This window comes from Sphingobacterium sp. UGAL515B_05, assembly GCF_033097525.1.
In the GTDB taxonomy this organism is placed as follows: domain Bacteria; phylum Bacteroidota; class Bacteroidia; order Sphingobacteriales; family Sphingobacteriaceae; genus Sphingobacterium.
Window position 1 is genome coordinate 5,064,892 of record NZ_CP109907.1, and the last position, 25,815, is coordinate 5,090,706.

General features: G+C 42.5%; 30 protein-coding genes. 15 read left to right on the forward strand and 15 right to left on the reverse strand.

Features of this window, described 5'->3' with window-relative positions; genetic code table 11:
* Position 1 precedes the first annotated feature (1 nt).
* From OK025_RS20980 to OK025_RS21015, 8 genes are all read right to left on the reverse strand, one after another.
* Complete coding sequence (locus tag OK025_RS20980; RefSeq protein ID WP_317666675.1) at positions 2–1,420, reverse strand: SDR family oxidoreductase; 1,419 nt, start codon at positions 1,418–1,420, stop codon at positions 2–4.
* Positions 1,421–1,798: 378 nt separating this feature from the next.
* Positions 1,799–2,791, reverse strand: coding sequence for an ABC transporter permease (locus OK025_RS20985; protein ID WP_317666676.1), 993 nt, complete (start codon positions 2,789–2,791; stop codon positions 1,799–1,801).
* Positions 2,754–3,755, reverse strand: coding sequence for an ABC transporter ATP-binding protein (locus tag OK025_RS20990; RefSeq protein WP_317666677.1), 1,002 nt, complete (start codon positions 3,753–3,755; stop codon positions 2,754–2,756). The genes OK025_RS20985 and OK025_RS20990 overlap by 38 nt, the downstream gene beginning before the upstream one ends.
* Positions 3,756–3,776: 21 nt before the next feature.
* The gene (locus tag OK025_RS20995; protein WP_317666678.1) at positions 3,777–4,631 is read right to left on the reverse strand and encodes an NEW3 domain-containing protein; all 855 of its coding nucleotides are present in this window, start codon (positions 4,629–4,631) and stop codon (positions 3,777–3,779) included.
* A gap of 209 nt (positions 4,632–4,840) precedes the next feature.
* A complete protein-coding gene (locus OK025_RS21000; protein ID WP_317666679.1) occupies positions 4,841–5,131 on the reverse strand; it encodes a hypothetical protein in 291 nt (96 codons plus the stop codon).
* Positions 5,132–5,207: 76 nt separating this feature from the next.
* Complete coding sequence (locus OK025_RS21005; protein ID WP_075992936.1) at positions 5,208–5,654, reverse strand: Hsp20/alpha crystallin family protein; 447 nt, start codon at positions 5,652–5,654, stop codon at positions 5,208–5,210.
* Positions 5,655–5,973: 319 nt separating this feature from the next.
* Positions 5,974–6,885, reverse strand: a complete 912-nt coding sequence (locus tag OK025_RS21010) for a helix-turn-helix domain-containing protein (RefSeq protein ID WP_317666680.1) — start codon at positions 6,883–6,885, stop codon at positions 5,974–5,976.
* Positions 6,886–6,950: 65 nt separating this feature from the next.
* Positions 6,951–7,775, reverse strand: a complete 825-nt coding sequence (locus tag OK025_RS21015; RefSeq protein WP_317666681.1) for an SDR family oxidoreductase — start codon at positions 7,773–7,775, stop codon at positions 6,951–6,953.
* A gap of 258 nt (positions 7,776–8,033) precedes the next feature.
* On the opposite strand from OK025_RS21015, the gene OK025_RS21020 reads away from it, so the two are divergent.
* The gene (locus tag OK025_RS21020) at positions 8,034–8,294 is read left to right on the forward strand and encodes a hypothetical protein (RefSeq protein ID WP_153848210.1); all 261 of its coding nucleotides are present in this window, start codon (positions 8,034–8,036) and stop codon (positions 8,292–8,294) included.
* 63 nt (positions 8,295–8,357) lie between these two features.
* Here the strand turns inward: OK025_RS21020 and OK025_RS21025 are convergent, their stop codons facing one another.
* The 3 genes from OK025_RS21025 to OK025_RS21035 form a co-directional block, all read right to left on the reverse strand.
* Positions 8,358–9,281: a helix-turn-helix domain-containing protein gene (locus tag OK025_RS21025; protein WP_317666682.1), complete on the reverse strand. Its 924-nt coding sequence runs from the start codon at positions 9,279–9,281 to the stop codon at positions 8,358–8,360.
* Positions 9,282–9,359: 78 nt separating this feature from the next.
* Entirely contained in the window at positions 9,360–10,355 is a 996-nt protein-coding gene (locus tag OK025_RS21030) for an aldo/keto reductase (protein WP_317666683.1), read from the reverse strand.
* Between the two features lie 100 nt (positions 10,356–10,455).
* Positions 10,456–11,697 carry a phage integrase SAM-like domain-containing protein gene (locus OK025_RS21035; protein ID WP_317666684.1) on the reverse strand — a complete coding sequence of 414 codons (1,242 nt, stop codon included), beginning with the start codon at positions 11,695–11,697 and terminating at the stop codon, positions 10,456–10,458.
* A gap of 292 nt (positions 11,698–11,989) precedes the next feature.
* Here OK025_RS21035 and OK025_RS21040 point away from each other — a divergent pair, with 292 nt between their 5' ends.
* The 7 genes from OK025_RS21040 to OK025_RS21070 all read left to right on the forward strand — a co-directional run bounded on the left by OK025_RS21040 (position 11,990) and on the right by OK025_RS21070 (position 16,441).
* Positions 11,990–12,157, forward strand: a complete 168-nt coding sequence (locus tag OK025_RS21040; RefSeq protein ID WP_317666685.1) for a hypothetical protein — start codon at positions 11,990–11,992, stop codon at positions 12,155–12,157.
* The gene (locus OK025_RS21045) at positions 12,147–12,563 is read left to right on the forward strand and encodes a response regulator (protein WP_317666686.1); all 417 of its coding nucleotides are present in this window, start codon (positions 12,147–12,149) and stop codon (positions 12,561–12,563) included. Before OK025_RS21040 ends, OK025_RS21045 begins: the two co-directional genes overlap by 11 nt.
* A 20-nt stretch (positions 12,564–12,583) precedes the next feature.
* Positions 12,584–13,438, forward strand: a complete 855-nt coding sequence (locus OK025_RS21050; RefSeq protein ID WP_317666687.1) for a helix-turn-helix domain-containing protein — start codon at positions 12,584–12,586, stop codon at positions 13,436–13,438.
* Between the two features lie 137 nt (positions 13,439–13,575).
* Entirely contained in the window at positions 13,576–13,752 is a 177-nt protein-coding gene (locus tag OK025_RS21055; protein WP_317666688.1) for a hypothetical protein, read from the forward strand.
* A 186-nt stretch (positions 13,753–13,938) separates the two neighbouring features.
* The gene (locus OK025_RS21060; protein WP_317666689.1) at positions 13,939–14,382 is read left to right on the forward strand and encodes a hypothetical protein; all 444 of its coding nucleotides are present in this window, start codon (positions 13,939–13,941) and stop codon (positions 14,380–14,382) included.
* Between the two features lie 382 nt (positions 14,383–14,764).
* Positions 14,765–15,415 (forward strand): transcriptional regulator, encoded by a 651-nt coding sequence (locus OK025_RS21065; RefSeq protein ID WP_317666690.1) that lies wholly within the window; start codon positions 14,765–14,767, stop codon positions 15,413–15,415.
* A 270-nt stretch (positions 15,416–15,685) separates the two neighbouring features.
* Complete coding sequence (locus OK025_RS21070; RefSeq protein WP_317666691.1) at positions 15,686–16,441, forward strand: SDR family oxidoreductase; 756 nt, start codon at positions 15,686–15,688, stop codon at positions 16,439–16,441.
* Between the two features lie 76 nt (positions 16,442–16,517).
* Here OK025_RS21070 and OK025_RS21075 read toward each other — a convergent pair whose 3' ends face one another.
* Positions 16,518–16,916: a helix-turn-helix domain-containing protein gene (locus OK025_RS21075; protein WP_317666692.1), complete on the reverse strand. Its 399-nt coding sequence runs from the start codon at positions 16,914–16,916 to the stop codon at positions 16,518–16,520.
* A 245-nt stretch (positions 16,917–17,161) separates the two neighbouring features.
* On the opposite strand from OK025_RS21075, the gene OK025_RS21080 reads away from it, so the two are divergent.
* On the forward strand, positions 17,162–17,968 hold the full coding sequence (locus tag OK025_RS21080; RefSeq protein WP_317666693.1) for a DNA alkylation repair protein: 807 nt from the start codon (positions 17,162–17,164) through the stop codon (positions 17,966–17,968).
* 180 nt (positions 17,969–18,148) lie between these two features.
* A complete protein-coding gene (locus tag OK025_RS21085) occupies positions 18,149–19,000 on the forward strand; it encodes a hypothetical protein (protein ID WP_317666694.1) in 852 nt (283 codons plus the stop codon).
* A gap of 60 nt (positions 19,001–19,060) precedes the next feature.
* Here the strand turns inward: OK025_RS21085 and OK025_RS21090 are convergent, their stop codons facing one another.
* Positions 19,061–20,293 carry a transglutaminase-like domain-containing protein gene (locus tag OK025_RS21090; protein WP_317666695.1) on the reverse strand — a complete coding sequence of 411 codons (1,233 nt, stop codon included), beginning with the start codon at positions 20,291–20,293 and terminating at the stop codon, positions 19,061–19,063.
* A gap of 395 nt (positions 20,294–20,688) precedes the next feature.
* On the opposite strand from OK025_RS21090, the gene OK025_RS21095 reads away from it, so the two are divergent.
* From OK025_RS21095 to OK025_RS21110, 4 genes are all read left to right on the forward strand, one after another.
* Positions 20,689–21,279, forward strand: coding sequence for a TetR/AcrR family transcriptional regulator (locus OK025_RS21095; RefSeq protein ID WP_317666696.1), 591 nt, complete (start codon positions 20,689–20,691; stop codon positions 21,277–21,279).
* An 80-nt stretch (positions 21,280–21,359) separates the two neighbouring features.
* Positions 21,360–22,088 carry an SDR family NAD(P)-dependent oxidoreductase gene (locus OK025_RS21100; RefSeq protein WP_317666697.1) on the forward strand — a complete coding sequence of 243 codons (729 nt, stop codon included), beginning with the start codon at positions 21,360–21,362 and terminating at the stop codon, positions 22,086–22,088.
* A 182-nt stretch (positions 22,089–22,270) separates the two neighbouring features.
* Entirely contained in the window at positions 22,271–22,858 is a 588-nt protein-coding gene (locus tag OK025_RS21105) for a Crp/Fnr family transcriptional regulator (protein ID WP_317666698.1), read from the forward strand.
* A gap of 53 nt (positions 22,859–22,911) precedes the next feature.
* Entirely contained in the window at positions 22,912–23,595 is a 684-nt protein-coding gene (locus OK025_RS21110; RefSeq protein ID WP_317666699.1) for an MBL fold metallo-hydrolase, read from the forward strand.
* A 33-nt stretch (positions 23,596–23,628) separates the two neighbouring features.
* Here the strand turns inward: OK025_RS21110 and dapB are convergent, their stop codons facing one another.
* Together dapB and OK025_RS21120 are read right to left on the reverse strand one after the other, a co-directional pair.
* Positions 23,629–24,429 carry a 4-hydroxy-tetrahydrodipicolinate reductase gene (gene dapB / locus OK025_RS21115; protein WP_317666700.1) on the reverse strand — a complete coding sequence of 267 codons (801 nt, stop codon included), beginning with the start codon at positions 24,427–24,429 and terminating at the stop codon, positions 23,629–23,631.
* Between the two features lie 22 nt (positions 24,430–24,451).
* Positions 24,452–24,733, reverse strand: coding sequence for a hypothetical protein (locus OK025_RS21120; RefSeq protein ID WP_317666701.1), 282 nt, complete (start codon positions 24,731–24,733; stop codon positions 24,452–24,454).
* Between the two features lie 94 nt (positions 24,734–24,827).
* On the opposite strand from OK025_RS21120, the gene OK025_RS21125 reads away from it, so the two are divergent.
* Positions 24,828–25,685 (forward strand): AraC family transcriptional regulator, encoded by an 858-nt coding sequence (locus OK025_RS21125; protein WP_317666702.1) that lies wholly within the window; start codon positions 24,828–24,830, stop codon positions 25,683–25,685.
* The last annotated feature ends 130 nt before the right edge of the window (positions 25,686–25,815 follow it).

Below are 25,815 nucleotides of genomic sequence, written 5' to 3' on the forward strand. Positions count from 1 at the left end.
TCTACGTGTTAGCAATTCTATTAATCATGCCCCTGAATATGAAGCCATGAAAAGGCCATACGGCATACCAGTAGAGTCTTCCGGCAAGGCCCAGGGGCCTGAAGGTCGCGGTCTGCAGCAGGATATTATTTTCGATTTTAAATTCTAGCCATGCCTCTCCCGGGAGTTTCATTTCGGCATAGAGCAGCAATCGTTTTGTCTTTTTATCGGCGATCAGTACGCGCCAAAAATCAAGTGCATCACCTGCAGCCAGATCGCTCTTATTTTTTCGTCCCCTTCGCATACCCACTCCGCCGACCAATTGATCCATGAATCCACGGATTTTCCAGAGCCAGTTGCCATAATACCAGCCAGAATTTCCTCCAATGGACCAGATTTTCGTCAATGATGCTTCACTGTTGTGGAGGGGAACCGAGCGGACATCTTTAAAGCAACCATAACTGGGCACTTCCAGCAGCCTGCTGAGCCCGCCCGATAAAATGTGACTGGTCTGTGCATCTTTCCAGCTGGAAACCACATTGTCGCTTTCAATTTTTTGAAATGCTAATTGGATGGATTGCCTGTAATTGATCAACGTAATGCTGAGTTCGTCCGCTAAATTATTGGGTTTACAGATCACTTCTACTTTCATGCTATCGACCAGGTTTTTGGCCAGGTTATAGGACGTCGAGGTAACAAAATAGAGCCAGTAGGAGGAAAGCCGCGGCGTCATGAGCGGGATAACAAAGATCTGTCGCCTCAGTTTTCGTTCGGCAGCATATTGCAGCAGCATCTCTTTATAGCTAAGGATGTCCGGACCGCCGATATCATAGCTTCTGTTAAAGGTATGCGGGTTGGCGATAACACCGATCATAAATTCGATCACGTTGCGTATGGCGATAGGCTGACATTTCGTCTGCAACCATTTGGGCGTAATCATAACCGGAAGTTTTTCCACAAGATCCCGAATGATCTCGAAAGATGCGCTTCCCGAGCCAACGATGATACCGGCGCGCAAGGTGGTGATCGGAATCCGCCCGCTGGCCAGGATGTTTTCAACGTTTCTTCTCGAGTCGAGATGCTTCGATAAGTGATCTGAATTAATTATTCCGCTCAGATAAATGATCTGTTGTGCGCAGGTTTTTTCCATAAAGTTGCGGAAGTTGGTCGCGCATTGCGCTTCCATTTGCTGGAAATCACCAGACTGCGTCGCCATGGAATGGATCAGGAAATAAGCAATATCAATTTCAAGTGGTATTTCTTTCAGACTTTCGTTATCCAGGAAATCGACTTCAACAACTTGAACATGCCCCGAGATTGCCGAGGTATCAAAACGATTCTTATCTCTTACACAACAAATAATTTCATGTCCCTGTTCTAACAACACAGGCAAAAGACGTTTTCCAATATACCCCGTCACTCCGGTCAATAGAATTTTCATAGCCTGATTTGTTAAGTTTAATTGTTATTTAGTGTATACAAATATACCAAAATGCAGTATAATTTGTTTTTATTTGGTGTGTTTTTATTCTAATGCAGCAAGACGCACGCTATTGATCTTTTATTTCTTCAGTAAGCAAAACTTTAATTGCAACATCATGTGTGTAGCGTTTTTGGCTGTGCCCTGGCTTCGGTCAGCTCCAGTGCATTGGAGCCTTTGACGAGCGTGCTTGTGCCATCCCCACCTATAGGCTACGTGAATAGGGTGCTTGCGAAATGATCGAAAAGAGCGAGCGAAAAGGAAATAATAAAGGCGCACGGAAGCGTGCGCCTTACAGTTTGTGAATGCAGTTCTGACAAGCTGCTTTGGTGGAAACGCTTAACTTCTGATTTCCCTTCGCATAAAAATGTAATAGGACCAGGCAAAACAGATCATCATGGCTGCACAGAGGCTACTGACCTGTGGCCACACCATCAGAAAACTTTCCCGAAAGGAAAGTGGTGCGGGGATGGCACCGACCATCTGTTCCATGGAAATGGGACCTAAGCTGCGTACCGAGGGCATCAATAGGGTAGTGGTGGCATCGGTATAGAGCTGACTCGGTGATAAGCGGAGCAGATTTAAGATGAGTTCATTATAGCCGATGTACTCCTGCTCCGAAATATAATTGGGGTTAGGTAAAAAAGGGCGTATTGCCAGATTGACCAGAATAGGAAAGAATACCGTAAAAAACAACCAGATGCCGATCGCGGTAAGTGCTGAGGTGGCCGGCTGGCGAAAGCGGATCGACAACAGGATGGAAAGGCTCAGCCAGAAGGCGACATAGAGCACACTGATCAAGGTAAAACCGAAGATACGCAGCAACTCCTGGGGTTCTATCCGGACACCTGTACCGAGGAGACCGCCACCGATCATCAGCATGACCAGCGCAACAAATAATGTGCCTACCACGGCCAGTGGCGCCAGAAATTTGGCGAACAGCAGGTTGTCTCGGTAAATTGGCTGCGCCAGCAAACGAGTGAGTGTACCGTTGTTGTATTCTGCATTGACGGCGTCAAAACCCAAGGCTATGCCCAAAAGTGGCGCTAGAAAGTTTAAAAAAACATGAAATGGCGGAATGGAATTATCCGTTGTGGTCAGTAGCTTGAGATAGAGAAATGACTGATCAGGATCGCGCATATTGCTGACAGCGTCTTTGAGCCCCATGGATGAAACGTAGAGGGATGCGCCGAAAGTCAGTACGATGAGCAGGATCAGTATAATAAAACGCCAGCTGCGGATATGTGCCGCAATTTCTTTGCGGACCAGCACCTGCATCGGAAAGGATGGCCGTTTATTGGTATCTTTTGAAGAAACCCTTGGATTTTTCATAGGCATTATCTGTAGTTATGCTGTTCTCAAAATATGTATTATAAATATCGTCGAGCTGGTAATCGTTGCGGCTCACGGAAACGATATCGGCGCCATTGTTTACCAGCAGGCGTACAGCCATTGCTGTTGTATCGCTGTCTGTTTTTAATTCGATCGTACAGCCGTCCACCTTAAGATCACGGAGTCCGGGCAGGGCCTTTAATGCTTCTTCAAACCGTTTGGTATCGCCCTGGGCATGGTCAAGGGTAATGACGGTACTGATACCTTTCTGCTGCTGCAGGTTATGGGCAAGGGTTTCGAGCGATCCTTCAACCAGTAATTTTCCGCCAACAAAAATACCCACCCGATCGCATACACGCTGCACCTGGTGGAGGTGGTGTGAAGAAAGCAGTACCGTTAGGTTATGCTCCCTGCTGAGCTGCTTGATGAGCTCAAGGAATTCGTCAACACCCTTGGGATCAATGCCAAGCGTAGGCTCATCAAGGATGGCAACCTCGGGAGCCTTGATCAGCACTTCGGCCAAGCCTAGACGTTGTTTCATACCGCGGGAAAAAGCGCTCGTTTTTTTATGCATTTCCCGTTCGAGCCCCACCACATGTAACATGTCTTTTGCAGAAGCTTGTGCATAAGATTCTGTGAGACCATTTAATCTGGCAATAAAGCTTAGGTTTTCCAGGGCCGTCATATCCGGGTAGAAACCTACATTGTCAGGCAGGTAGCCGACTTTTCGTTTCACGGCGATCGGATTGCGCGTAGCATTATGGCCACAGACATAGGCTGTACCAGAGGTGGGCTCGGTCAGGCCCAGCATCATGAGGATGCTGGTTGTCTTGCCGGCACCATTGGGGCCGAGCAGGCCAAAGATCTCTCCGGGATAAATGTGCAGGTCCAACTGATCTACAGCGGTTACTTTGCCGTAGCTTTTTGTCAGGCCTGTCAATTGAATGATAGGATCCTTCATCATGATAATCTTTTTGTAGCGCCCTTATCTGCGGCCGTATTTGCGGATGAGAAAATACACCAAACCAATGGCCAATACAATGACAAGCATACCGATCCAGCCAGAAAGCAAAGAAGTTTTCACAATCATACGGAATGAAATGTCGGCGCTACTATTGGATGATTTGATCTCAAATTTGGAAGCATAGTCACCGGCAATAGTTTTGTCGGGAACTTTTAGGTTGACTTTGACGTCAATAGATTTCCCTGCTTCGAGCTGTTTGATGTTCGACGGATCGAAGCTTGCCTCCCAGCGGCTTGGTAATTGGGACGTCAGTTCCAGGGCATTGAGTGGCAGGGTGCCCGTGTTTTTGACTTTAAGTAGAATCTCCTTGCTGCTACCGGCTACCACTTCGTCGCTCAGCCGCCCACTGGGGGTGGTCAACTCAAGGGCAAAGGAGCCTTTGACGACTGCTTCGAGCTCAAGCTTTAAGGTATCGGTTGAGGATATGGCCCGTAGCGGAATTTTATATTTATCGGGCTTGGCCGTGATCGGACAGCTGATTTCAATGTTGATTTCCTGGGCTTTATTGGGCTGCATCTGAAGGGAAGTCACTTGCGAGCCTTCTACGCGGTAGCTAATCTGCCATCCATCGGGAAGCTGGGCATTCAGGCTGTAGTTAACCAATTGAGCGGATCCGTTGGTCAAGGTGGTCGTATAACGAAAGGGTTCGTTGCTGGGGGCCTCAATATTGACAAGCCTCGCTTCGAAACCAGATTTGAGGGGCTTCAAGGCTTGCCCCGATAGATAGAAACTGTTGGCCAGCACAATAAGTGCGATAAGAAATGGCCTGAAAGAAAAACGTCGGTCTGTGTTTGTAATTAGTAATTCTGTTAACATGATCCAATAACTAAAATTTATATTTAAATAGAATATTAGCTTTTAAAAAATGTCGGTTTGGGTATCAGCTACCTTTTTGAAAAACCGCACCCAAATTAAAAATCAATTTGATAAAAATCAAGATTGAAATAAAAAAAATAGTGTAAAAAAAATGTGTTTAAAAGGTCTATAGGCTGACAGCTTGTGTTGTATGCTGCAGCGCACTTCCGTCAGTCAAAGTTTACCGAGCGGAATGTCTTCTTGATGATAATCTTGGTGTTCTCGGCCAACTCATCCAGTGTACAGTGGATGGATCGTAATTGTGTCCGCTGAATTGTAGCGTCGTTCAGGAGAAGATTGATGCGAAGACGTCTGCTGTCTGAGGCCTCAGGCGCACCGCGCAGTTCATCAAAAAGTTCATGAATAATTTTTTCGCAGCTTTTTTGGTCAAAACTGGCGATAGTGATATAATGTCCGTGGCTGTACATCTGTAATTCAATATAGTAATTCGACGTTTTCATAATCTTCGTTTTAAAGACTGAAAAAAGAGGTTAGCCTCCATGGGAGGCTAACCATTAAAATTTGCTATTTGGATCTTTAGGATATTTCGATCATCCGCGGTTCTTTCTGTTTGGCTTCTTCTTTCTTCGGTATTGTCAATCGGAGCATGCCATTTTCATAGTGTGCCTGGATATTGTCCTGATCGACAACCTCCTTTTGAAGTTCGAAGCTGCGTTGGAAAGATTGGTAGCTGAACTCCCGACGGGTGTAGTTGTCCTTATGCTCTTCGTTTTGTTCCTCCTTAGCCGAGGATATGGTCAAGAGATTGCCGTCGAGGGTCACCTTGAAATCGCCTTTGGCCATGCCGGGTGCGGCGACCTCCACTTCGAAGCTGTCTGCGTTTTCCTTGATGTTGACCGCAGGAACGGTGGTACTTGTTGATGAGTAATTTTTGTTGTCCCAGTTTAAAAGCTCACGGTTAAAATTATCAAACATGGGCGAAAAAAGTGAAAAATTGTTCCAGTTTCTTTTTGCAAGTTTCATAGTAACCTCCTTTTAATGAAGTATAACAATAATTTAAATCTATCAGTCGGCCGACTGTATTAAAAATCTCACAAAAAAGGTACCGAGCTTAAAAAACTGAATTTTTTTCAGCAAAACTGTCAAATTTTACCTGATAAATTGACAGAAATGATAAGATCTACCTACAACAAACCGAAAATTGAATTTGTTTCAAACGATCTTCAGCTCAATCTTATCCTTATAATAACCCATTTGATGGATAACTTAGTTAGAAAAGACCGACCCTACCAAGCTGATGACCGCGGTCTGGTATGTCTAAAATTTATTTTATATTGTTTTGTCAGTTAAACGACTGTCTGAACGCTAAAGGTGAAACATTGGTTTTTTTCTTAAACAGTTTGTTGAACGATTGTGGATGTTCAAAACCGAGTTTGTAGGCAATTTCGGCCACGGAAAGGCTCGTCGCCGTGAGTTGTTCCTTGGCTTCTTCAATTAACTTGTCGTGAATGTGCTGCTGAGTGTTTTTGCCGGTAACGGAACGTAGCAAATCGCTTAAATAACGTGCTGATACATGGAGGCTTTCGGCTAAATACTCTACGGTCGGAAGCCCCTGTTTTAAGGTTTCTTCGCTGTCGAAATAATCGTCCAGCAATTTTTCCAATTGGGTCAGCAGCGCATGGTTAACCGCCTTTCGAGTAATGAATTGACGCTCATAGAAACGGTTGCTGTATTGCAAGAGCATATCAATTTGCGACAAAATAATATCTTGGGTATGCTTGTCTATATGCTCATATTCTTGTTCGATTTTAAGAAAAATTTCTATAATGTCTTTTTCTTCGCGTTCGGAGAGATGTAATGCTTCGTTAAGCGCATACGAAAAGAAATTGTAGTTTTTTATTTTGGTGGCTAGGGGGTGGGTATACAAAAAATCAGGGTGGAATAGCAGCATGTAACCTTTTCCGCATTCGACATTCATCTTGCTGATTTCGGCCATCGTCAACGATTGAATCTGCCTGGGCGCAATAAAATTCATTGTTCCTTTGTCGAAATCGTAATACTGTTGGCCATATTTTATTTTTGCACTGACGTCTTTTTTCAGCGAAATACTATAGAAATTCACGTAGAACTGCTCCCAGATGTCACTTTCATCGGGCTTTATGCCAGCTACATCAATTACACTGACGAGCGGATGTAATGGGGCCGGCAAGGACAATTGCCGATGAAATTCGGATATGGAATTGATACGATGCATGCTGTTTTTGTTATACAAATTTACAAAAAACAACTGCCTTGCAAGGCAGTTGCTGATTTAAAAAATTAGGACTCAAATTGTTTTGCGATTTCTTGCCTGAAGGCTTCTTTTCCGATTTGCAATCGTCTTTCATAGAGTGCATGTGCATCTTCACCTGCCAGATAACGTACCTGATCTTTATTGTCCGTGGCGGCTTCATACACCACTTGGGCAATTTGCTCGGCCGTGGATGCATTTTGCATCATCAGCCCCATTTGTTCGAACAGTTTGTCTTCAATGTCCTGATAGTCGGAAGTTCGGTTTAGATCCAAAGAACGCCCTGCAAAATCTGTCGCTATTCCTCCCGGAGCAACTGTTTTGATGGCTATTCCAAATTTTTTCAGTTCAAAGGACATGCTTTCGCTCCAGCCCTCCAGGGCAAATTTTGTCGCATGGTACATGGAATTGAGCGGGAATCCCATAAAACCACCAATCGATGTGGTGGAAATAAATAGACCGCTTTTCTGTGCTCTAAAATGGGGGATAAAGGCTTGTGTAACGCGCAGTACCCCCAACAGATTGGTGTCGATTTGGCGAAGTATTTTTTCGTCGCTCAACGTTTCAAAGGCACCCATTAACCCATAACCTGCATTATTGAAAACGACATCAATGTTACTTATAGCGATGGCTTTTACTACAGTTTCTTTGATCTGGGCCGGATCGGTAACATCTAATTTTAGTAGCCTGATGTTTTCGATTCCGGTAAGTTCGGTTTCATTTTCGGGATTTCGCATGGTTGCGATCACATTCCAACCCGCCTGTTGAAATAGTTTGGCAGTTGCTTTTCCCAAACCGGAAGAAGCTCCTGTAATGAAAATTGTCTTTTGCATGCTGTTATTGTTTGATTCCATACCACAAATGTCTAAAGAAGGCATCGGGTACCTGTTGCCAAATTGAGCTTGATTGTAGCCAAAATGACGAAATCAAAATATGTGAAAAAAATCATGGCCAATGGAGCGGAAAATTCATCGACTTTGGCACGATTATTTGTTGATATTCGTTATAAAAACAATGCAATGTTAAGCTGATTTTTGCTCGATTTTATACTTTTTATCGTATTCGTATTGGCATAATTGCTGTATTTTAAAAATTTTAGAAGATCTATATTTATGCAAGGCACAATTGACGGGATAAGCGGGGAACCACATCGTTCACAGGTGTTCCGTTTAACTTACAAAGGACAGGATTATCAACTGGTGTTGTTGAAAAAGTCTTTATCAAAGCTCGATACGGAATTGCCAATTTCGCTTGATGGAATTGATCAAAAAATCGTAAAAAAAGGCGACCAGTGGTTTTTTGAAAATAGACACTCCGATCAGCATTTTGCGACCGAAATCTGGCGTAATTTATCGCTTCGATATCGCCTCTAAGACCAAAGGTCTGCTGTATGGTGGCCCGCAGTTCAATATACAGCAGATTTTAAGGATGCTATTTTAGCTTGAGGCCATCTTCCGTCTGAACTCCAGCGGTGAGAGCTCCGTTTTCTTTTTGAATAGACGATTGAGTGACTGTGGCTGTTCAAAACCGAGCTGATAGGCAATTTCGGCAACAGAAAGCTCTGATCTGGACAGCAGATCTTTCGCTTTTTCAATGAGCTTATGTTGGATATGGTTCTGCGCACTTTCACCGGTCTGCAACCGTAATAAATCGCTTAAATAGTTTTTCGACATATTCAGCCGCTCAGCAAAATAACCCACCTGCGGTAAACCCTTGCGTTCGGTTTCGGCTTCAAAATATTGATCCAACAATTGTTCAAACCGGCTCACCAAGGGCACATTGTGTACCTTACGTGTAATAAATTGCCGGTTATAAAACCGCTGCGAATACACCAGCAGCAGTTCGATGAAACTGACAATGGCATCCTGGCTATAGCTGTCGATCGGACTGTCATATTCGCTTAAGATCCCTTTTCCGATATTTCGGATCTGCTCTTTCTCCCGGTCGGACAGAAAAAGTGCTTCGTTGACTTCGTAATCGAAAAAACTGTAACTGCCGATTTTGTGTGCCAGGTCATAGGTGCGGATAAAATCGGGATGGAAAACAAGGGAATAGCCTACTTCGGCGTGGGCAGTATCGGGATCAACACTGATCGTCTGTCCGGGTTTAAAGAAGGTCATCAGACCTTCCCGGAAGTCGTACTGATGTGGGCCATACCCCAATACGCATTGCGCATCTTCTTTGATGGAAATGCAGTACAGGTTGAGCTGAAAGGTGGTCTCGACCGTTGGATGTATATGCTTGTTTTTGGAGAAATCCGTGATGCTAAAAAGCGGATGCTGCGGTTTGGGGAGCTGCAGCGCTTCATGATAGTCAGCGATACTATTGATCCTGATCAGTACGGGTTCTTTCTTTGACATGCTCTTTTTGCCTGTTAAATAATAGCCTAATTTAAGTAAAATGCCATGCGCTTTCTGCTGGCATGGCATTTATATTTTTTATGATTGCAGCGGAATACTTACATCGCGGGACCCGGTATCCAGTCCGACCGGCAGAATAGCCTCAATGCGTTGCAGATCTTCGGCGGTCAATAGGATGTCTGTTGCGGCGATATTCTGCTCCACATAGCGCACTCTTTTTGTCCCCGGTATCGGCACGATTCCTTTTTGGATCAGCCAGGCAAGGGCCAGCTGCGACGAGGTAACGTCTTTTTCTTTTCCAATCTGTTCGAGTTCACGCACCAGATCGAGGTTTTTATAAAACTGCTCACCCTGAAACCTCGGGATAAGCCTGCGGAAATCATCTTCGGGAATATCGTCCGGCGACTTGATCTCACCAGTGATAAATCCACGGCCCAAAGGGGAGTAGGCGACCAGGCCTATACCCAGTTCCTGGGTCAGATTGTATACGCCATTGATCTCTACTTCGCGTCCGAATAAGGAGATTTCATTCTGCACAGCCGTGATCGGGAAGGTCGCGTGTGCCTTGCTGATCTGCTCGGCACTGACTTCCGAAATGCCCAGGTACCTGACCTTGCCCGCTGTGACCAGCTCGCCCATGGCACCTACGGTTTCCTCGATGGGTACATTGGGGTCGGGGCGGTGCATATAATAGAGGTCAATCACATCGGTATCGAGGTTTTTCAGCGAGCGCTCGATAGACTTCCGGATATATTCTGGCCGACCGTTTATACGCCAGGTCACCTGGTCGTTATCATCAATCTCAAAGCCGAACTTGCTGGCGAGGATATAGTCGTTTCGCTTGCCGCATATGGCCCTGGAGATCAACCTTTCGTTTTCAAAGGGTCCATACAGATCGGCCGTATCCAAAAAGTTGCCACCCAGTTCCAAGGACCGGTGAATGGTAGCTATGGATTCTTTTTCGTTGGCCTTGCCGTAGATATCGCCAGTGGACGCAAAACTGCTCATCCCCATACAGCCTAAGCCGATCATTGGAATTTCAAGTCCCTGCGTGCCTAATTTTCTTGTTTTCATCTGCTTCTTATTTTTGTTACCCAAAATTACGAAGCACAGCCTGCAGCATGTTTACCCCAATTACGGAAACTTGTAACCGAATTACGGATCTAATCGCTAATTAGGCTACCCTGAATTTATCGTTATAAGCATCTTCCAGGTACTGTCCCAACGTTCTTGTCCGCTCGGTATCAATGGTACTGATGTACCGATGGAACATCTGCTCGGTACTGTGACCTGTAGCTTCCATCAGTAGTGGAGTAGGGATTTTACCGTAAAAATTTGAGGCAAAGCTTCTTCTTCCGATGTGGCTCGTGATCGCTTCCCATTTTTGGACAAACATTTCTACCGCCCGGAAGCCCTTTCTTTTGCGGACTTTGACCAGGCTATTGATACCGGCGAGTTCCGCGACTTCCTTGATCTGCAGATTATACTTTTGCGCAGTAAGCTTCTCGGGAAATACGTTTAAATTGCCTGACAATATGGTCAATGGTACCGGATGTAAAGGCAGCAGAATTTCTTTTTGCGTTTTCTGCTGGACAAATGAGATACAGGGTTTTCCCTTGATTATCTCGAGGTTCTGGATATCAAAATTCATGAAATCAGAAATGCGCTGGCCGGTGTAGCAGCTGATGATTAGCCAGTCCCGGGCTGCCTGTAGGCTTGGCGGGACATCCGTTTCCTTGAGTTTTACCAGCTCATCTTCACTAAGGGTGACAAATAGATTGACTTTCTTTTCCTTGGGAAGTTCAAGTTCATATACATAGGTTCTGACCCCTCTTTTTTCCAGAAAATTGAGCACCGTCCGGACAAAATGTATGGTGCGGCCGATCGTACTTTTATTGTATTCTTCCAGCTCGCCAAATTCAAGGAACTCTTTAACAAAGGATGCATTGACTTCGTGCAGTAAAAGGTGTTTTTTGCGATGGCCTTCAAATCGCTCAAGCAAATGGAGGAATACCCGGTAACGCTTGGAAGTCGGTTCGGAAATAAGATGGGCGCGGCTCCGGATATAGGCTTCCACATAATCTAGAAGGCTGTTGGCGGGGCGACAATTCTTTGTGGCATCACAATTTTCTGTTATGATCTTGCGGAGTTTGATGTGCGAAATTTTGCTGTTTTTTGCCGCGACATTACCCAGATATTCGGCGATTCCGATTTTTAGTCTATCGAGCTTGGCATTTAAATTTTTATTTTTTTTGAGGTAAATATTGTGGGGGCGCTGTTTTTCAAAATCCCATAAATCCGGGCAAATTTTAAGGGGAGTATTGATCACATGTTCCGTCTGAGAATCATCTAGAATCGTGAGGGTTATTGTTGAAAAAGGGGAGGAATATAGCAGCGTAAATTTGAAGTTTATCATTGGACTTGAATCTAATTTTCTGAAAATAAATATATAAGTTTTCCAGAGAAGTCCAATTCAGACTACAGTTCCAATAATCAAATGTAACTATTTTACCTTACAAAAAATAATCTAATAAATATTATTAAAAACTACACCTTAATCGCTATTCATTTCATGACAAATCCTATTCAGACAGATAATTTCATTTTTTATTCTTTATGAATCAGTTAATTAAAAAAAGTTGTAGTCTGAATTGGACTACAGTGCTATGTAACTAACGCATATATTTCAAACTTAAACAGAATCGGAAATGAAGGATCAATTAAAGGCCAAACAAGAATACATACCGCCTGCAATTCATGCAATCAGCGTGGAGATGGAAAATGCTTTCGGGGCTATACAGGTTACGTTCGTAGCGCCAACTAAACAGGACTATTTGCCATTGGATATTTTGCAGAAGGGAGAAGATGGCAACTGAGACTGTAAGAAAAATAAAAATAGCATTTGTGGACGATAGTCTCTTTCAGCGGACGCTCATGAAAATAGTGCTTGTCAACAATGAAACATTTGACCTGCGTTTTAATTGCAGCAACGGACTGGAGCTCCTGAAAAAACTCGAAAGTACCACTGAATTGCCCGACGTATGCCTTGCAGATCTTAATATGCCTGTAATGGATGGACATGAGGCCGCTCTTCATATCCGCGATCGGTTTCCATCGATTAAAGTATTTGGGTATACGACCACAGATAATGCCACCGAACTTGAACGGTTTAAGGCCAACGGTGCACTTTTCATTTTCAGTAAAACCAATCTGAGAATGACATTGGACGAAATTAAATATTGGCTTGATGATGACATCCGATCGCCATTAAGCAAAGGATAGATACATAGCGTAGCTCATTTATGGACAGTAAAGCGGCTGAATTTGAAATTATACCTTTAAAGGAATGGCAGCAGCAGCGGTTTCCCCACTGGTATCATGGTCAGGATCTTTTCACTATCCTGGTGCCATTTGACGACATTGAGATCCGCCTGGCAAATGATTCTTTTTGCATGGAAGGCAATACATTGATTTTTATTGGTCCGACGAAAGATTTTACCCTCAGGGGATCGGGCACTCCGAACGGGTATCTGATCCGCTTTACTTCACGGTTTTACGAAAGGTCGGCTCTGGATAGGACATTGATCAATTCGGGACTATTTTTTGACAGTGAAAGATTACTCAAGGTCGTTAAAAGCCGGATAAAACAGGAAGAGATGGAGATGCAGATTATGGGAAATATCCAAGGTTATCAATCAAGAAACGCCGCGATGACTTCGCTGATCGTGCACAACTTCATCGAGTCTGTCCTTTTACAAGGGATATGGGAAACAGATTTCGATAAGGAACTCAGCAGGGGTACGGACAGTACGGTGCAGGGAATGGCCAACCGTTTTTCCATACTCGTCCACAAGCATTATAAAGAAAATTGTAACGTCAAATTCTATGCAGACAAACTACATATTACACCGAGAAAGCTAACGAATCTATGTACAGAAGTCTGGAATAAAACGGCTAAGAATGCCATTATCGACATCGTTTTGAAAGAAGCGCTGCGCTATATTGAACATACGGATCTTTCTATTTCCCAGATTTCCTATGAAATGGGATTTTCAGAAGAATCCAATTTTCGGCATTTTATCAAAAAACATTCGGGTTCCAATCCGCTGCAGTACCGCGATAGAATACGAAAGGCCAGCGGGATCTATATGCATTAGCACCTGTGTTTTATGCGGATTCGTATAAAAAAACTGGAACGAATCCCTTCGTTCCAGTGTCCATTAATATTATCTTAAATAACAACTTGCAAAAAAGTTGTTATCCAAAAGTAGGGAGATAAAGCGTGTGAAAGTATGTGAATAGTGGCAATAAACGTGTTAAAAATGGAAACTGGAAGGGGGGGGCAATTATAGCGGATCAAAGAAATCTAGATTGGAGAGAGAAGGTTCAGGATGAATACGATCATACGGTTCTTCTGATCGAAAAGAGACATGTGGAGATAAAAGGACTATTTTCTGTTAAAGATAACTGAAGCTTTTTTAAACGATTTCTAGCTGACTCTTGTCTTTCTATTAATCCATTTGATGGATAAATAGTTAGAAAAGACCGGTGCTTCTTTGAGGTTTCTGGTCTTTTCGTTCTAAAATAACCTGCCGATCAATGGGCTCGGCAAGATTGAGAACTTAACAAGCAAGATTGAAAAAGTAAAAAGACACCTATGAACGGATTGGATAAAAATATGCTGGGCGGATTGATCGGTGCACTCGTGCTTAATGTAGTGCACAGCGCTGCAAAAAGATTTGATTCCCAGGCGCCCGCAGTAGATAAAGTGGGTGAGGAGGCGATGAAAAAAACGGTACGCTTCGCCGGGTTTAAACCACCCAAAGGTAATGCGCTGGTGGCGGCCACGTTCGGCGCCGATGTGGCCTCAAATGCCATGTTATATACGCTTATCGGCTATGGGGGTCAGAAAAATAAGCTGCTGAAAGGAGCCTTGCTCGGTACTGTGGTCGGGCTCGCAACATTGACTATTCCGGAACAGGCCGGACTCGATGCCAAACCCATAAAAAAGACCAGCCGTACGAAGTTAATGACTGTTGCCTGGTATGTCATCGGTGGTATTGCAGCCGGACTGGCCATGAAAGCGATGGAAAAACGCTAAGTTTTTTATAGCTCGGGCTTTGATCACACCCTTTTTCGGTACTGTACGCTACGCGGCTAGGTTTCAACTGGGCTCCCCACGGACGACTATGGTTCACCGGGCTCTATGCGGGGATGGTTCAACTAGGCGCTACGCAGCTACGGTTCAACTGGGCTTTACGCGACTAGGGTTCAACGGTAGTGAGCTGCTGTGCCGTAGCGCTATTGCCTTGCACTGATTAGCCAACTGTTGCGAATATGAATTAATATCTAGCGGATTGTAAATGTGATTAGCCAGATTTCGAACAGTAGCAGAAAACAACGGACAAGAAATGTAATTTACATTAATATTAGGTCTCAAGACCAGAGTTTAATCGTTTTGAAATTGCTAAATTAAAACAGTCATGATGAGAAAATATGTTGGTGTAATGCTCTTTTTTATTGTTGCAGCGGGTAGCCTACATGGGCAAACGCTGACGACTAAATTGGTCCCGATGCGTTTAGCTGCAAGTTTTGACCGCGTAAAAGAGGCCGTCCCCGATATGTCCGGCCAGTTTGTCGACAGCAAAATTAAAATTATAGCCCTAGGAAGTACAGACTCGACTGCCCGATTTGAAATCGAGGAGCAGGGGATAAGCATTGAAACGGTTGTGGATAACGAAAAAGAGTACCATAAATTGGTCACGGCTGCGGCAAAAGATGTTTCCAAACCAAGTATTCATATGCTGTATACCTACTCGTTAAAGAATAAAAAATTGAAAGTACCGCCGCCAAGAAAAGTCTTTTTCTCTCCAGAGTATGGGGTAATCTGGACTTTGATGTTAAAAAAAATAGCCGAAAAGGAAACCGAAGTTGTGCTTAACTACAAATCGCTATCACCTGCATTTGCCGAGAAAATCGAAAATGAGTTTGAAAGCGACACCTATTACAGCCACAAAATCGTAAAAATGGATGTCAATGATAAGCGAATGAATCACCTGATCAAGGAGATTTTGATCAATCAGATGCATGTCGACCGGGATTATCCCGCACCAATGTATCCCGCGCGCAATTAATCTTTCCACATCAATAAATAAAGTACAGTCGCCCAACCGTTGAAGCATATCGATTGATAACCACGGGACTACCTGCTATTTTGATAAGTGTGATAGCATTGTGAAACCCTGTTTTTTTTGATTGGCAGCTCAATTATTGATATTTGGTTTGAGAGATTCCAGCGGAGTAAAATGGCTTTGAGAGGCCAGAATAAGCGCTGAAAGAGTTTAAACCTGTAATCCAGCACGTCCATGACAATTCAATGGGCGATGGATCAAATTTTCAAATTTATGGCAAATCATGAAGTAAGAGGAAAAGTGGTTTTGATCGCAGGTGGCGCGAAAAACCTAGGCGGGCTTTTGAGCCGGGATTTTGCGGCAAAAGGGGCGAAGCTTGTTATTCACTACAATAGTGAGGGAACAAGGACCCAAGCGGAGAAAACATTGTCGGATGTACAGGCTATGGGTGCCGAGGGACTGATTGTTCAGGGCGACCTTACGCAAATTTCGACAATAAAAGCACTGTTTGACAGCGCTGAGGAAAGGTTCGGAAAGGTGGATATCGCAATCAATACTGTAGGTAAGGTACTGAAAAAACCATTTGTGGAGACTTCAGAGGCCGAGTACGACAGTATGAGTGACATTAATTCGAAGGTCGCCTACTTTTTTATACGCGAAGCAGGCAGGCGCATCAATGACAATGGAAAGATCTGTACTGTCGTAACTTCTTTATTGGCGGCTTACACAGGCCTTTATTCAACGTATGCGGGAATGAAGGCTCCTGTAGAGCATTTTACAAGAGCTGCATCGAAGGAATTCGGACCGCGTGGAATCTCCGTTACGGCAGTGGCACCCGGTCCAATGGATACACCTTTCTTCTATGGACAGGAATCTGACGATGCTGTTGCCTATCACAAGTCTGCGTCCGCGCTGGGCGGACTTACCGATATTCAGGACATTGCCCCACTGATCGAGTTTCTGGTCACAGATGGCTGGTGGATCACCGGGCAGACAATTTTCGCAAATGGTGGATATACCACGCGATAAAATAGTCAAGCAAAAGACAGTCAAATTTGGCTGTCTTTTGGTATATGCACCGTAAGTAAAGAAACGTTTTATGTCGTTAACTGAGGCATTGAAGATTGCTGCCCGGCATGTCCTCAGCGGACTGGCTGTCGGACTGGCTATCAGAGCCTTGAGTAAGTAGAAGATTTCCCCAGTCGTTCAGTTTCCAAAGCACTTCCACTAATTTTTCGCCAAGTGGGGTAAGTGAATATTCCACACGTGGTGGTAGTTCGGGAAAGCTTTTTTTGCTTAAAATTCCGTCCCGTTCCAGTTCTTTTAATTGCTGGTTTAAAACCCGTCGATCGACTTTGACGATACCCCGGAGCATTTCGCTGGGTCTTTTTTCACCTTCATTGATACGCCATACGATCGGTATCTTCCATTTTCCGCTGATTGCATTAACGGCAAATTCCAAAGGACAGACTTTTTCCTCGATTACTCTTCCTTCTATTTTCATCAATTATTAATTTATAAATCGTCAAGCTGCACGAATATGACGAACTAACGCACGATTTGCACAAAAGTGACTTTTTTATCCCATAGGGACAATAATATGCGGTATTGTGGTTCTGAATTTACTTTCAAAACTTTGCAAAAATAGAAAATAAGATATGAATAATTGAAAGCTGTAGATTAGCGCTATCTGATGATTTCGGTTACCAACTATTGAATTGATTAGCTGTTAAAACATATTGAACAATTATGGAAGAGATAAAAAGAAAAGGAGCAAGAAGTACAAAAGATATCCCAAGGGAGATTTTAGATCAGTTAAATCGCGGGGAAATTGAAACAGCCAATCTCGTTGAATGGCTGGCTGTCGACCAGAAGGTCTTATTGGGCAACTTGCTGGTACAGCAACAACGAAGCATCTATCTAGCACCTGTACTTACAAAAATTGATCAGCTAAAAAAACAGACCGTAACAAACCTAAACCAGGCGATAGGAATTGGACTTTTTGAACAGGCCATGGAAAATAACGATCGGGAATTTTTAGCTATTATGGCAAATCATCCGGCCGACCTTGTACGCTGCTGGGCCACCTATACCATCGGAAAGAATGAAAATCTCCACATATCGGAAATGCTAGACCAAATAGAGCCCTTCGCGGCAGATACACATTTTGGGGTCAGGGAAATCTGCTGGATGGCTGTAAGACCAAAAATTGCAGCAAACCTGTTGCAGAGCATTGAAATACTTGCGCGATGGACAGCCAACCGAGACGAAAATATAAGAAGATTTGCGAGCGAAGCAACACGACCTCGAGGGGTCTGGTGCGAACATATTGAGTCACTGAAACAAAACCCCGAACTGGGGCTGCCCATCGTGGAAAGGCTAAGATCAGACAACACAAAATATGTGCAGGATAGTGTGGGAAACTGGTTGAATGATGCAAGCAAAACAAAAGCATCGTTTGTGCTGCAACTCTGTGAACGCTGGAAAAAGGAAAGTGATACCAGGGAAACAAGCTACATCATTAAAAAAGCATTGCGGACGGTTAACAAATCGTAGTGCCGAATGACCATATGCAGCGTCAAAAATTGCTTTCACGAATCCCCTTGGACAATAAATATTGATTACCTGAATAATCTACAGATCAATTTCCCCGCAAGTTGTAGCAAAAACGGAAATTTGCAACCAAGACGCTGCAAAAATGGTATCTTTGGGTACCATTTTTATTTTTTTGGATCTATGCGTAAAGCCCTAATTATTCTATTGCTATTTATAGCCTGCAAAGCGAATGCCCAGTCGAGCCTGTCAATAAAACTCAATTATCGGCCCAGTCAGATCTATGAAACGATGGACAGTACTACAGTAAGCTCAATGCATTATTCCGAGAAAATTGAAGGCAGGGGAAAACCGGGCAATATGACCAAACCTGTCTTTGTCGGCACTGCGGTACTGCAATCGAATATAATGCTGACGACCCAGACAAAGGAGCAGATTGCCCATAGAATTCCCTTTGTGACAAAAAACCGGATCCAAGGATGGGTACAGCAGATCAACGGTGAAAGAAATGAAAGCAGCGGACCATCAGATCAAAGTATCGTCTATGGCTATTTTACAAATACAGCCACTGGTTATAGGACTAAGGTTGATTCCATTGAAGGATCGGATATCGACGACAACAAAAGAAATTTTACAAAATCAGTTTTCGAGCAATATACCGCTCCTTATCCAGAGAAACCCATTTATATTGGTGATTCTTTTGCGATAACTAAAGAGGAAGAAATTGTCTTTGGGAATTTAGGAGTGGCCTATTTTGAACTAAGCACAAAGTATACTTTACGCGAAATTAAAAACGGAATAGGTTATTTTAGAAAAGAGCATTCCCTTCGACTGAAGGGAATAGAGTCTACAAACCCTAGTTTTAAGCTAACTGAGGTCGATCAGGGTACTGGCATGCTCGAATACGATATAGAGAACTCTCTAATTAGAAGCAATACCTCGACCTTTGCTGCGGTAGCAAAAGCAGAGATAGACAAGCTGCTGATAACCATCCATACCACGGTGAAACAGAAGGAGAGCATCGAGTTGCAATAGGGCTAGGGTTCGCCTGATTCCGATCCTGTGCTCCAATGCAAGAGCTAGAAATTCATGCTTTTATGGTGTAGCATTTCTTTCGGGGGATCTCCAGAAATAGGCAGGGTCGTGTGTAACAACATTGTTTTTTAAATATTTATTGTTGCTTGTATCCCATCCGCTTGGTATTAAAGAGATATACTGCAGAGCAGGGTCGGCAGGTCTATATCTACTCTCTGTGTTAAACTGGCTTCTATTTGTACACTGAATCCAATATAAATTCTTTGCCATATAGGAGTCCAAATACCAAATTTTACTTACTTTAGACGCGGAGTTCAGCTTGAGTGGCTGGTTATTTCTTAAGTGCTCTCGGACTTCTTCTATGCTCAGTAAATTGTTTTTGTCGTCCATAACAAATGTACCATGGGAGGGATCCATCCACAACCATTTCTTTAATGTTTCAGAATAGACACTATTGATTACATGGCAGTCTGTATCTTTGTCATCCTTTGGCATACAGGTAACGTATCGGGATTTAAATCCCATGGCAAGATACATTTCATTTAAGGTCATGGCTTTATGCCGACAGTTGATTCCTTTTCCGCTGGCCTTATGGTAATTATAGAAATCAATTGCATCAAATTCACATAATGCCCAATTGCTGCCATCGTATTTAATAGTATTGGCAACAAACAACATGATATTACATAGTTTAGAAATCTCGTCGCCATGACCGGCGATGGAGTCCAGGTTGAAAAAATCCTTCACAGCCACTAAATTGCGATTACTTGCCGCCTGGTAGTCAAATATAGGCAAGGAAGCACTATTTTCTGACATGTATCCTCCCGACTGCTGTAATAAGGTCAATTTATCATATTGTTTCAATTGAGCCAATGCTTTCATAAATTCATTATCCTTACGGATGTGATCCAGTTCCGTATTATTTAAAGCAGTACGATAGTCGGTATATCCCCATAAAATTGCCTTGTCAAAACTCGCAATAGCGTCTTTTTTTTGATGAAGCATTGATTGTAAGCAAGCAAGATAGTAGTCTACATTGGCGTTAATCTCGTGGATCGTTGACTGGAACTCTTGCCTTTCCTTTTCTGTTAGCTGTAAGCTGTCCATTTTGGTCGCAATGGCAGTTAGTGTTGCTGCTGCTTTTTGATAATCTTTCGCCGGATAATAGATCTTATACTCCTGTTCTAATTTTTTAAAGTCTGAAAGAAATTTATTCCATGTTGTCGAAGCCGTCTGTGCCGATGAACTGGCAACCAGCAATATAAACAGAAGAAGGCTAAATAGTGGTTTCATTGGAGGTTTTTAATTAAAGTAAATCCTAATTTTATTGAAATATGTAATCTCGTTATTGGTCATTTGTATCTATGCCTGATCTTGAGAAAATTTATTTTATGATTTTATAAGATCGATTTCACTTGAAGACATTTATGGCGAGCAAAGTATTACATCCAGTCGTAAAATATTAGTTAACGTCCTTTTGAAGTACGATGATTTAAAATCCGAACAAATTGGACTGAGGGGAGAAGCATGTGATGGATTTCAACAAATGTGTACCCATTTTTTTTGACATATCATGAAATAAAAAAAAGCTTATAATCAGCCTCTTACACACAAATATACTAAATAGTATATTTTATTTGTTTTTAAAATATACTATTTAGTATATTTGTGATATAAATTAGAAAGCGATGCTAACAAAAGCGGAAAAAACAAAACAATTTATCTTAGAAACAGCGAGTCCGCTTTATAATGAAAAGGGAATTTCAGGTGTAAGTATTGATGATGTTTTGGAAGCGACTAAATTGACCAAGGGCTGTATATATGGACATTTTAGTGGGAAGGAAGATTTATCAGAACAGGTCGTTGAATATTCAATAAACAAAATGACCGAGAAAGTAGCGGGTGTCGTTTCGAAGGGTAAAACTGCAAAGGAGAAAGTATTTTTATATCTGGACTTTTACAGTAATCCGATTGACACTCCTATTGCTGGAGGCTGTCCTATTTTTAATACCGCCGTAGAAGCAGATGATAATTTCCCCGCCATTAAACAGAAGGTCGCGGCAGTTGTAAATGCATCTTTAGGCGGGATTTCAACTATATTGAAAAAAGGTATTGCTGATGGGGAATTTTCGAATCAACTCAATGTGGATGTTTTTGCTTTTAAAATATTGTCTGCTGTTGAAGGGGCTCTCGTTCTTAGTCGGACAATAGGTTCAACTAAACTGATGCTCCAACTTATTCAGGATCTTAAAAAAGACTTGGAACACTATACACTGTAATTTTTTTTTAAAGTAAAATAGACTAAAAAGTATATTTTATAAAGAATAACCTTAAAAAAATAGCATATAAATCATTCAAAATGAAAACAATAGGAAATACAATATTTATTAGCGGAGGAAGCGCCGGAATCGGATTGGCTATTGCTAAAAAATTAAACGCGGCTGGAAATAGAATTATAATTAATGGTCGCAATGAAGAGCGCCTTCAAAAAGCTTTAATAGCGCTTAAAGATGCTGTTGCGATTCAGGGTGATCTGTCTGTAGAAGCAGATCGCATCCGTATCGCAGAAGAATTGAAATCGAACTATGCGGATGTTAATCTGATTATCAACAATGCGGGCGCCGCCTTCGGTTACTTACTGAGCGAAACCACTAATGCGCACGAAAAAGCATTGATCGAAATGAATACCAATTATTTTGCAATTATTCATTTTACGGAATTGATGCTTCCCCATTTATTGACGAAAGAGAATGCAGCGGTGGTCAATGTTTCCTCGATCGCCGTATATGGAAGTCATCGATTTTTACCTACCTATGGTGCTACGAAGGCCGCATTGCATAGCTATACAACAGCGTTGAGACAAACCTATGAAGGAAAGAAAAATCTACAGATCTATGAAGTGTATCCACCATTGGTAAATACTGAATTTTCAGCTGAAATAGGTGGAGCAGCTGGCATCCCTCCAAGCGAAGTGGCCGATGAACTACTCGTTGGTTTGGAGAATAATCTATTCGATATCCCAGTAGGTGATTCGAAGATTTATGCAAATGCTATTGGAGAAGCTATGTCAAAACTGGCGCATGCTTAAATGTAAATAAACCAATCGTTATCCGTTGGCTGTTAAGGATTGGTTTATACCTAGGATCCCATCAATTAAGTTCTAAATCATCTTGCCCTAACATGATCAAAGGGAAAGGACTGTTTAAATAAATTGGTAGTGGATAGCAGAAGAGCTCAAGTAAGACAACAAACTGAAATTAAAAACGCGATATGACTGAATCATTATTAAATTATTTTGCTGCAACGGGATTATTGGCGGAAGACGAAATAAACTTTTCCCTGGCATTTTTTAAACCGATCAACTTAAAAAAAGGTGATTTTTTTCTTCGTGAAGGTGATACTTGCCGCCATATTGGGTTTATTGTACATGGTGGGGTAAAAGCATACGCGACGGACGAAGAAGGAAACGAAAATATAACTTGTTTTAAATTTGAAAATGAATTTGCCACCTCCTTCTCTGAATTTGTGGCACAGGAAAAATCCAGAAGGAATATCAGAACGATCGAAGACAGCGTGATCTATCAGATAAACTATCCAGACTATCACTATCTCCTCGATCAGGTGACTGCCTGGAACGGAGTTATAAGGGTGCTGATGGAACAGGAGTATAAGCAAAAGGAGAGCTATTTGCTGAACTACAACAACAGATCGGCTATCGATAAATATCGTCAGGTACTGTCGAATGAACCGAGTTTGGTTGGACGAGTAGCGACACAAGATCTGGCATCGTATCTGGGTATCACCCAGCGGTCGCTTACGCGAGCTAAAGGACAAATCTATCGGCCCAGCACATTATAGGACAAATGTCCTTATTCGTTCCTGACTGGCAATGTAGATTTGTAAAAAAAAATATGCTACATCACATTGCTCCAGAGGTGGTTCAGATTTCGCTGATGCCACGAAATAGTATTAATTGCTACATCATCGAAGGTGTATTGGTAGACGCCGGAATACGGAGTTCATATAACACTGTACGAAAAGCACTCGAAGAAATACCTGTTTATCAACATGTCCTTACGCATGCGCATGCCGATCACCAGGGCTGCAGCGATCAGATATGCGAAGCGTTCTCGATACCCTTGCTTTGCCATCCCGATGAAGTTTGCCGGACCGAAACAGGCATGGTGACAAAGGACTATCCATCACCGCAACATTGGATTGCCAAACTCCAACAAAAGTACTGGGCAGGGCAGGGGCACCGGGTCGATCAAACCGTCGTTGAAAATGACTTTGTGGGAAACTTTCGTGTCATTGAGACACCCGGACACTCAGCTGGCCATATTTCCCTATTCCGTGAACATGATGGAATACTTATTGCCGGCGATGCGGCGATAAATATGAGCCTACTCACAACAGCAACCGGTCTACGACTTCCCCCAAATATATTTACCTCCGATCGACAGCGCAATATCGAGTCACTCCTAAAGCTAGCAAAGCTGAATCCTGCTATTATCTGCTTCGGCCACGGTCCCGTTATGCGCAATAGTGATCGGAAGTTTGAGCAATTTGTGGCGAAATGCAGTGCGCTTAGTTAACGACAGAACACCTAGTATTCAAGAATGAAGAATTTAAAAATTCATCACTGTATCCAGTCCTCGCTTGAGACCTTTAAACGTGTTTATTTTTTCTAGGGCGATAAAAATTCCTTTTAAATAGGGGGCGGCACCACTTCCCGCCTCATGTTTTATTGTTAGTCTTTCACCTTCCATACCAAAAATTGTTTCTACGCCGAGAACATGGCCCGGAAGACGAACAGCATGTACCTGTATTCCATTTATTGACCCACCTCTGGCCTCTTTAACGCCAATGGTTTCCTCAATGGGAACATCCAAAATCGGCTTTTGGATTTTTGAAAGGCGATAAGCTAGCTCTGCAACAGTTCCACTGGGTGCATCAACTTTCTTTTCTGACGCATAATCAATAATCTCAAAATGGTTGATATATTTTGCTGCGGTTTCCGAGAACCTTTGCAATAACACTGCAGTAATGGAAAAATTGCCTGCTGCTAGTACCGACACATTTTTTTCGTCTGCCAATGAAGCTATCTTTTCATACTCCTTGTCGGAAAGTCCGGACGTACCGACAACGATATTCTTTCCCTTATTAATAGCCGCTAAAATATTGTGCAATGCAATTTTTGGCGATGTGAAATCAATTAAGGTATCGAACTCGACAGTTTCGAGCGCCTTTCCAATAGTATCAAATAATGGAATCGCCGAATGATCAATTCCTAAAATAGATGCTAAATCAGCGCCTGCATTGGATCGGGATAGCCCACCTACCAAGGTATAATCCGCACTAGATAGTATCGCTTTGCTTAATTCTTTACCGACCCATCCGGTGGCTCCTGCAATTAAAACTCTATTCATAATAAATCTGTTTTTGTTTATTCTACTTCAAATATTGCCTGATGGTTATCCTTGTTGCTTCCTTTACCTGTTCTTCCGTTACATCTACACCAATTTTTCCTGGATTAATCAATTTACCCTCTTTTAGCGCATATTGATTGATAAAAACTAAGTTGCCACTTCTTACAAACGGCTGATAATTTCCTGCAGGTGCTGGTACTCCGGGCAAGGATATCTGTTTTTCTTTTAACAGCTGGGCGATATCGTTTGTTTCCACCCCAGGTCCTTTGATAGCTCTTGTCCTAAAAGGACCACGCAAAGCCATTGTTACTTTACCAAAGTATTTTTCTTATATACCGTGTTATTGATGATTTCACAAAATTATCCATTGTTTTTTTATTAAGTTTGCCAATAAATACATGCAAAACGACAAGATTAAATGTGGCCTGACCGAAAGTAAGCGGGGAGAGTACGCAGATTCCAGTCATTCGGGTGCCTATGTGTGGTATGAGAAAAATTGGAGGCATGATGATTATGAACATGTGCACCAGCGCGGTCAGCTTAGTTTTGTAGCTGAAGGCTATCAATATTTTTATATCGAGAACAGGATATACTTGGTCCCCCAAAATCATGTCATCTGGATTCCCTCAAATATTAGGCATAGATCGCATTCCGAAGCCGAAAACATTGACCTCATGGTGGTGCTATATAAGGATGTGCCTGAATTGGAATTTTTCAAATCCATACATGTCTTTGCGGTCCCTTCAGTATTAAGGGAAATGCTATGGTATGCCTCCAAGTGGAGTCAGAACCTTGAAGAAAATAGGGAGCAGTTTTATTTTTTGCAGGCTATTTTAAACAGTTTACCAAATTTTTGTTCCGAAAATCATAATCTTCAGATACCTGTCCCGTCAAATGAAAAGTTGATCCCCATCTGTGAGGAAATCAATAATAACTTTAAATACGCAATAGATATTGAAAATTTGGCACGAAAAGCATTTATGTCTGCCAGAAATCTTCAACGTATTTTTAAAGCGGAGACGGGCATTACTGTTCAAAAATATCATCAACTTATACGAATACTAAAAAGTATCGAAATAATTGAACAGAAAAAGTATACACTGACCGAAATTGCCTATAAGGTCGGTTATAAGAGCCTTTCGGCATTTACATCTTCCTATCAATCCATTATGAAGACTGGACCCAGTGATGTAAAAAAAACGATGCTTGCAAAATCATCGTTTGCGAATTCAATAGATGAGGCATCTGATTTTTAAAAAACTACCCAAAGGGAAAGGCAAGAAGAATCTTTTCAAGTTTGGTGCGAATCAAATGCCGAAAAGTGAGAGTTTGATGGAAGCAATTTCAAAAAAAAGCTTAAAGTGGCGGATCTGGACCTGGAAAGGA

Excerpts from the sequence above, each read along its gene's own strand:
- OK025_RS20980 (WP_317666675.1), bottom strand. The coding sequence starts at position 1,420 with ATGAAAATTCTATTGACCGGAGTGACGGGGTATATTGGAAAACGTCTT.
- OK025_RS20995 (WP_317666678.1), bottom strand. The coding sequence starts at position 4,631 with ATGTTAACAGAATTACTAATTACAAACACAGACCGACGTTTTTCTTTC.
- OK025_RS20990 (WP_317666677.1), bottom strand. The coding sequence starts at position 3,755 with ATGATGAAGGATCCTATCATTCAATTGACAGGCCTGACAAAAAGCTAC.
- OK025_RS21105 (WP_317666698.1), top strand. The coding sequence starts at position 22,271 with ATGACTGAATCATTATTAAATTATTTTGCTGCAACGGGATTATTGGCG.
- OK025_RS21050 (WP_317666687.1), top strand. The coding sequence starts at position 12,584 with ATGGACAGTAAAGCGGCTGAATTTGAAATTATACCTTTAAAGGAATGG.
- OK025_RS21045 (WP_317666686.1), top strand. The coding sequence starts at position 12,147 with ATGGCAACTGAGACTGTAAGAAAAATAAAAATAGCATTTGTGGACGAT.
- OK025_RS21015 (WP_317666681.1), bottom strand. The coding sequence starts at position 7,775 with ATGGAATCAAACAATAACAGCATGCAAAAGACAATTTTCATTACAGGA.
- OK025_RS21080 (WP_317666693.1), top strand. The coding sequence starts at position 17,162 with ATGGAAGAGATAAAAAGAAAAGGAGCAAGAAGTACAAAAGATATCCCA.
- OK025_RS21010 (WP_317666680.1), bottom strand. The coding sequence starts at position 6,885 with ATGCATCGTATCAATTCCATATCCGAATTTCATCGGCAATTGTCCTTG.
- OK025_RS21030 (WP_317666683.1), bottom strand. The coding sequence starts at position 10,355 with ATGAAAACAAGAAAATTAGGCACGCAGGGACTTGAAATTCCAATGATC.
- OK025_RS21060 (WP_317666689.1), top strand. The coding sequence starts at position 13,939 with ATGAACGGATTGGATAAAAATATGCTGGGCGGATTGATCGGTGCACTC.
- OK025_RS21065 (WP_317666690.1), top strand. The coding sequence starts at position 14,765 with ATGATGAGAAAATATGTTGGTGTAATGCTCTTTTTTATTGTTGCAGCG.
- OK025_RS21040 (WP_317666685.1), top strand. The coding sequence starts at position 11,990 with ATGAAGGATCAATTAAAGGCCAAACAAGAATACATACCGCCTGCAATT.
- dapB (WP_317666700.1), bottom strand. The coding sequence starts at position 24,429 with ATGAATAGAGTTTTAATTGCAGGAGCCACCGGATGGGTCGGTAAAGAA.
- OK025_RS21110 (WP_317666699.1), top strand. The coding sequence starts at position 22,912 with ATGCTACATCACATTGCTCCAGAGGTGGTTCAGATTTCGCTGATGCCA.
- OK025_RS21020 (WP_153848210.1), top strand. The coding sequence starts at position 8,034 with ATGCAAGGCACAATTGACGGGATAAGCGGGGAACCACATCGTTCACAG.
- OK025_RS21125 (WP_317666702.1), top strand. The coding sequence starts at position 24,828 with ATGCAAAACGACAAGATTAAATGTGGCCTGACCGAAAGTAAGCGGGGA.
- OK025_RS21025 (WP_317666682.1), bottom strand. The coding sequence starts at position 9,281 with ATGTCAAAGAAAGAACCCGTACTGATCAGGATCAATAGTATCGCTGAC.
- OK025_RS21085 (WP_317666694.1), top strand. The coding sequence starts at position 18,149 with ATGCGTAAAGCCCTAATTATTCTATTGCTATTTATAGCCTGCAAAGCG.
- OK025_RS21035 (WP_317666684.1), bottom strand. The coding sequence starts at position 11,697 with ATGATAAACTTCAAATTTACGCTGCTATATTCCTCCCCTTTTTCAACA.
- OK025_RS20985 (WP_317666676.1), bottom strand. The coding sequence starts at position 2,791 with ATGAAAAATCCAAGGGTTTCTTCAAAAGATACCAATAAACGGCCATCC.
- OK025_RS21070 (WP_317666691.1), top strand. The coding sequence starts at position 15,686 with ATGGCAAATCATGAAGTAAGAGGAAAAGTGGTTTTGATCGCAGGTGGC.
- OK025_RS21075 (WP_317666692.1), bottom strand. The coding sequence starts at position 16,916 with ATGAAAATAGAAGGAAGAGTAATCGAGGAAAAAGTCTGTCCTTTGGAA.
- OK025_RS21095 (WP_317666696.1), top strand. The coding sequence starts at position 20,689 with ATGCTAACAAAAGCGGAAAAAACAAAACAATTTATCTTAGAAACAGCG.
- OK025_RS21000 (WP_317666679.1), bottom strand. The coding sequence starts at position 5,131 with ATGAAAACGTCGAATTACTATATTGAATTACAGATGTACAGCCACGGA.
- OK025_RS21090 (WP_317666695.1), bottom strand. The coding sequence starts at position 20,293 with ATGAAACCACTATTTAGCCTTCTTCTGTTTATATTGCTGGTTGCCAGT.
- OK025_RS21005 (WP_075992936.1), bottom strand. The coding sequence starts at position 5,654 with ATGAAACTTGCAAAAAGAAACTGGAACAATTTTTCACTTTTTTCGCCC.
- OK025_RS21100 (WP_317666697.1), top strand. The coding sequence starts at position 21,360 with ATGAAAACAATAGGAAATACAATATTTATTAGCGGAGGAAGCGCCGGA.
- OK025_RS21120 (WP_317666701.1), bottom strand. The coding sequence starts at position 24,733 with ATGGCTTTGCGTGGTCCTTTTAGGACAAGAGCTATCAAAGGACCTGGG.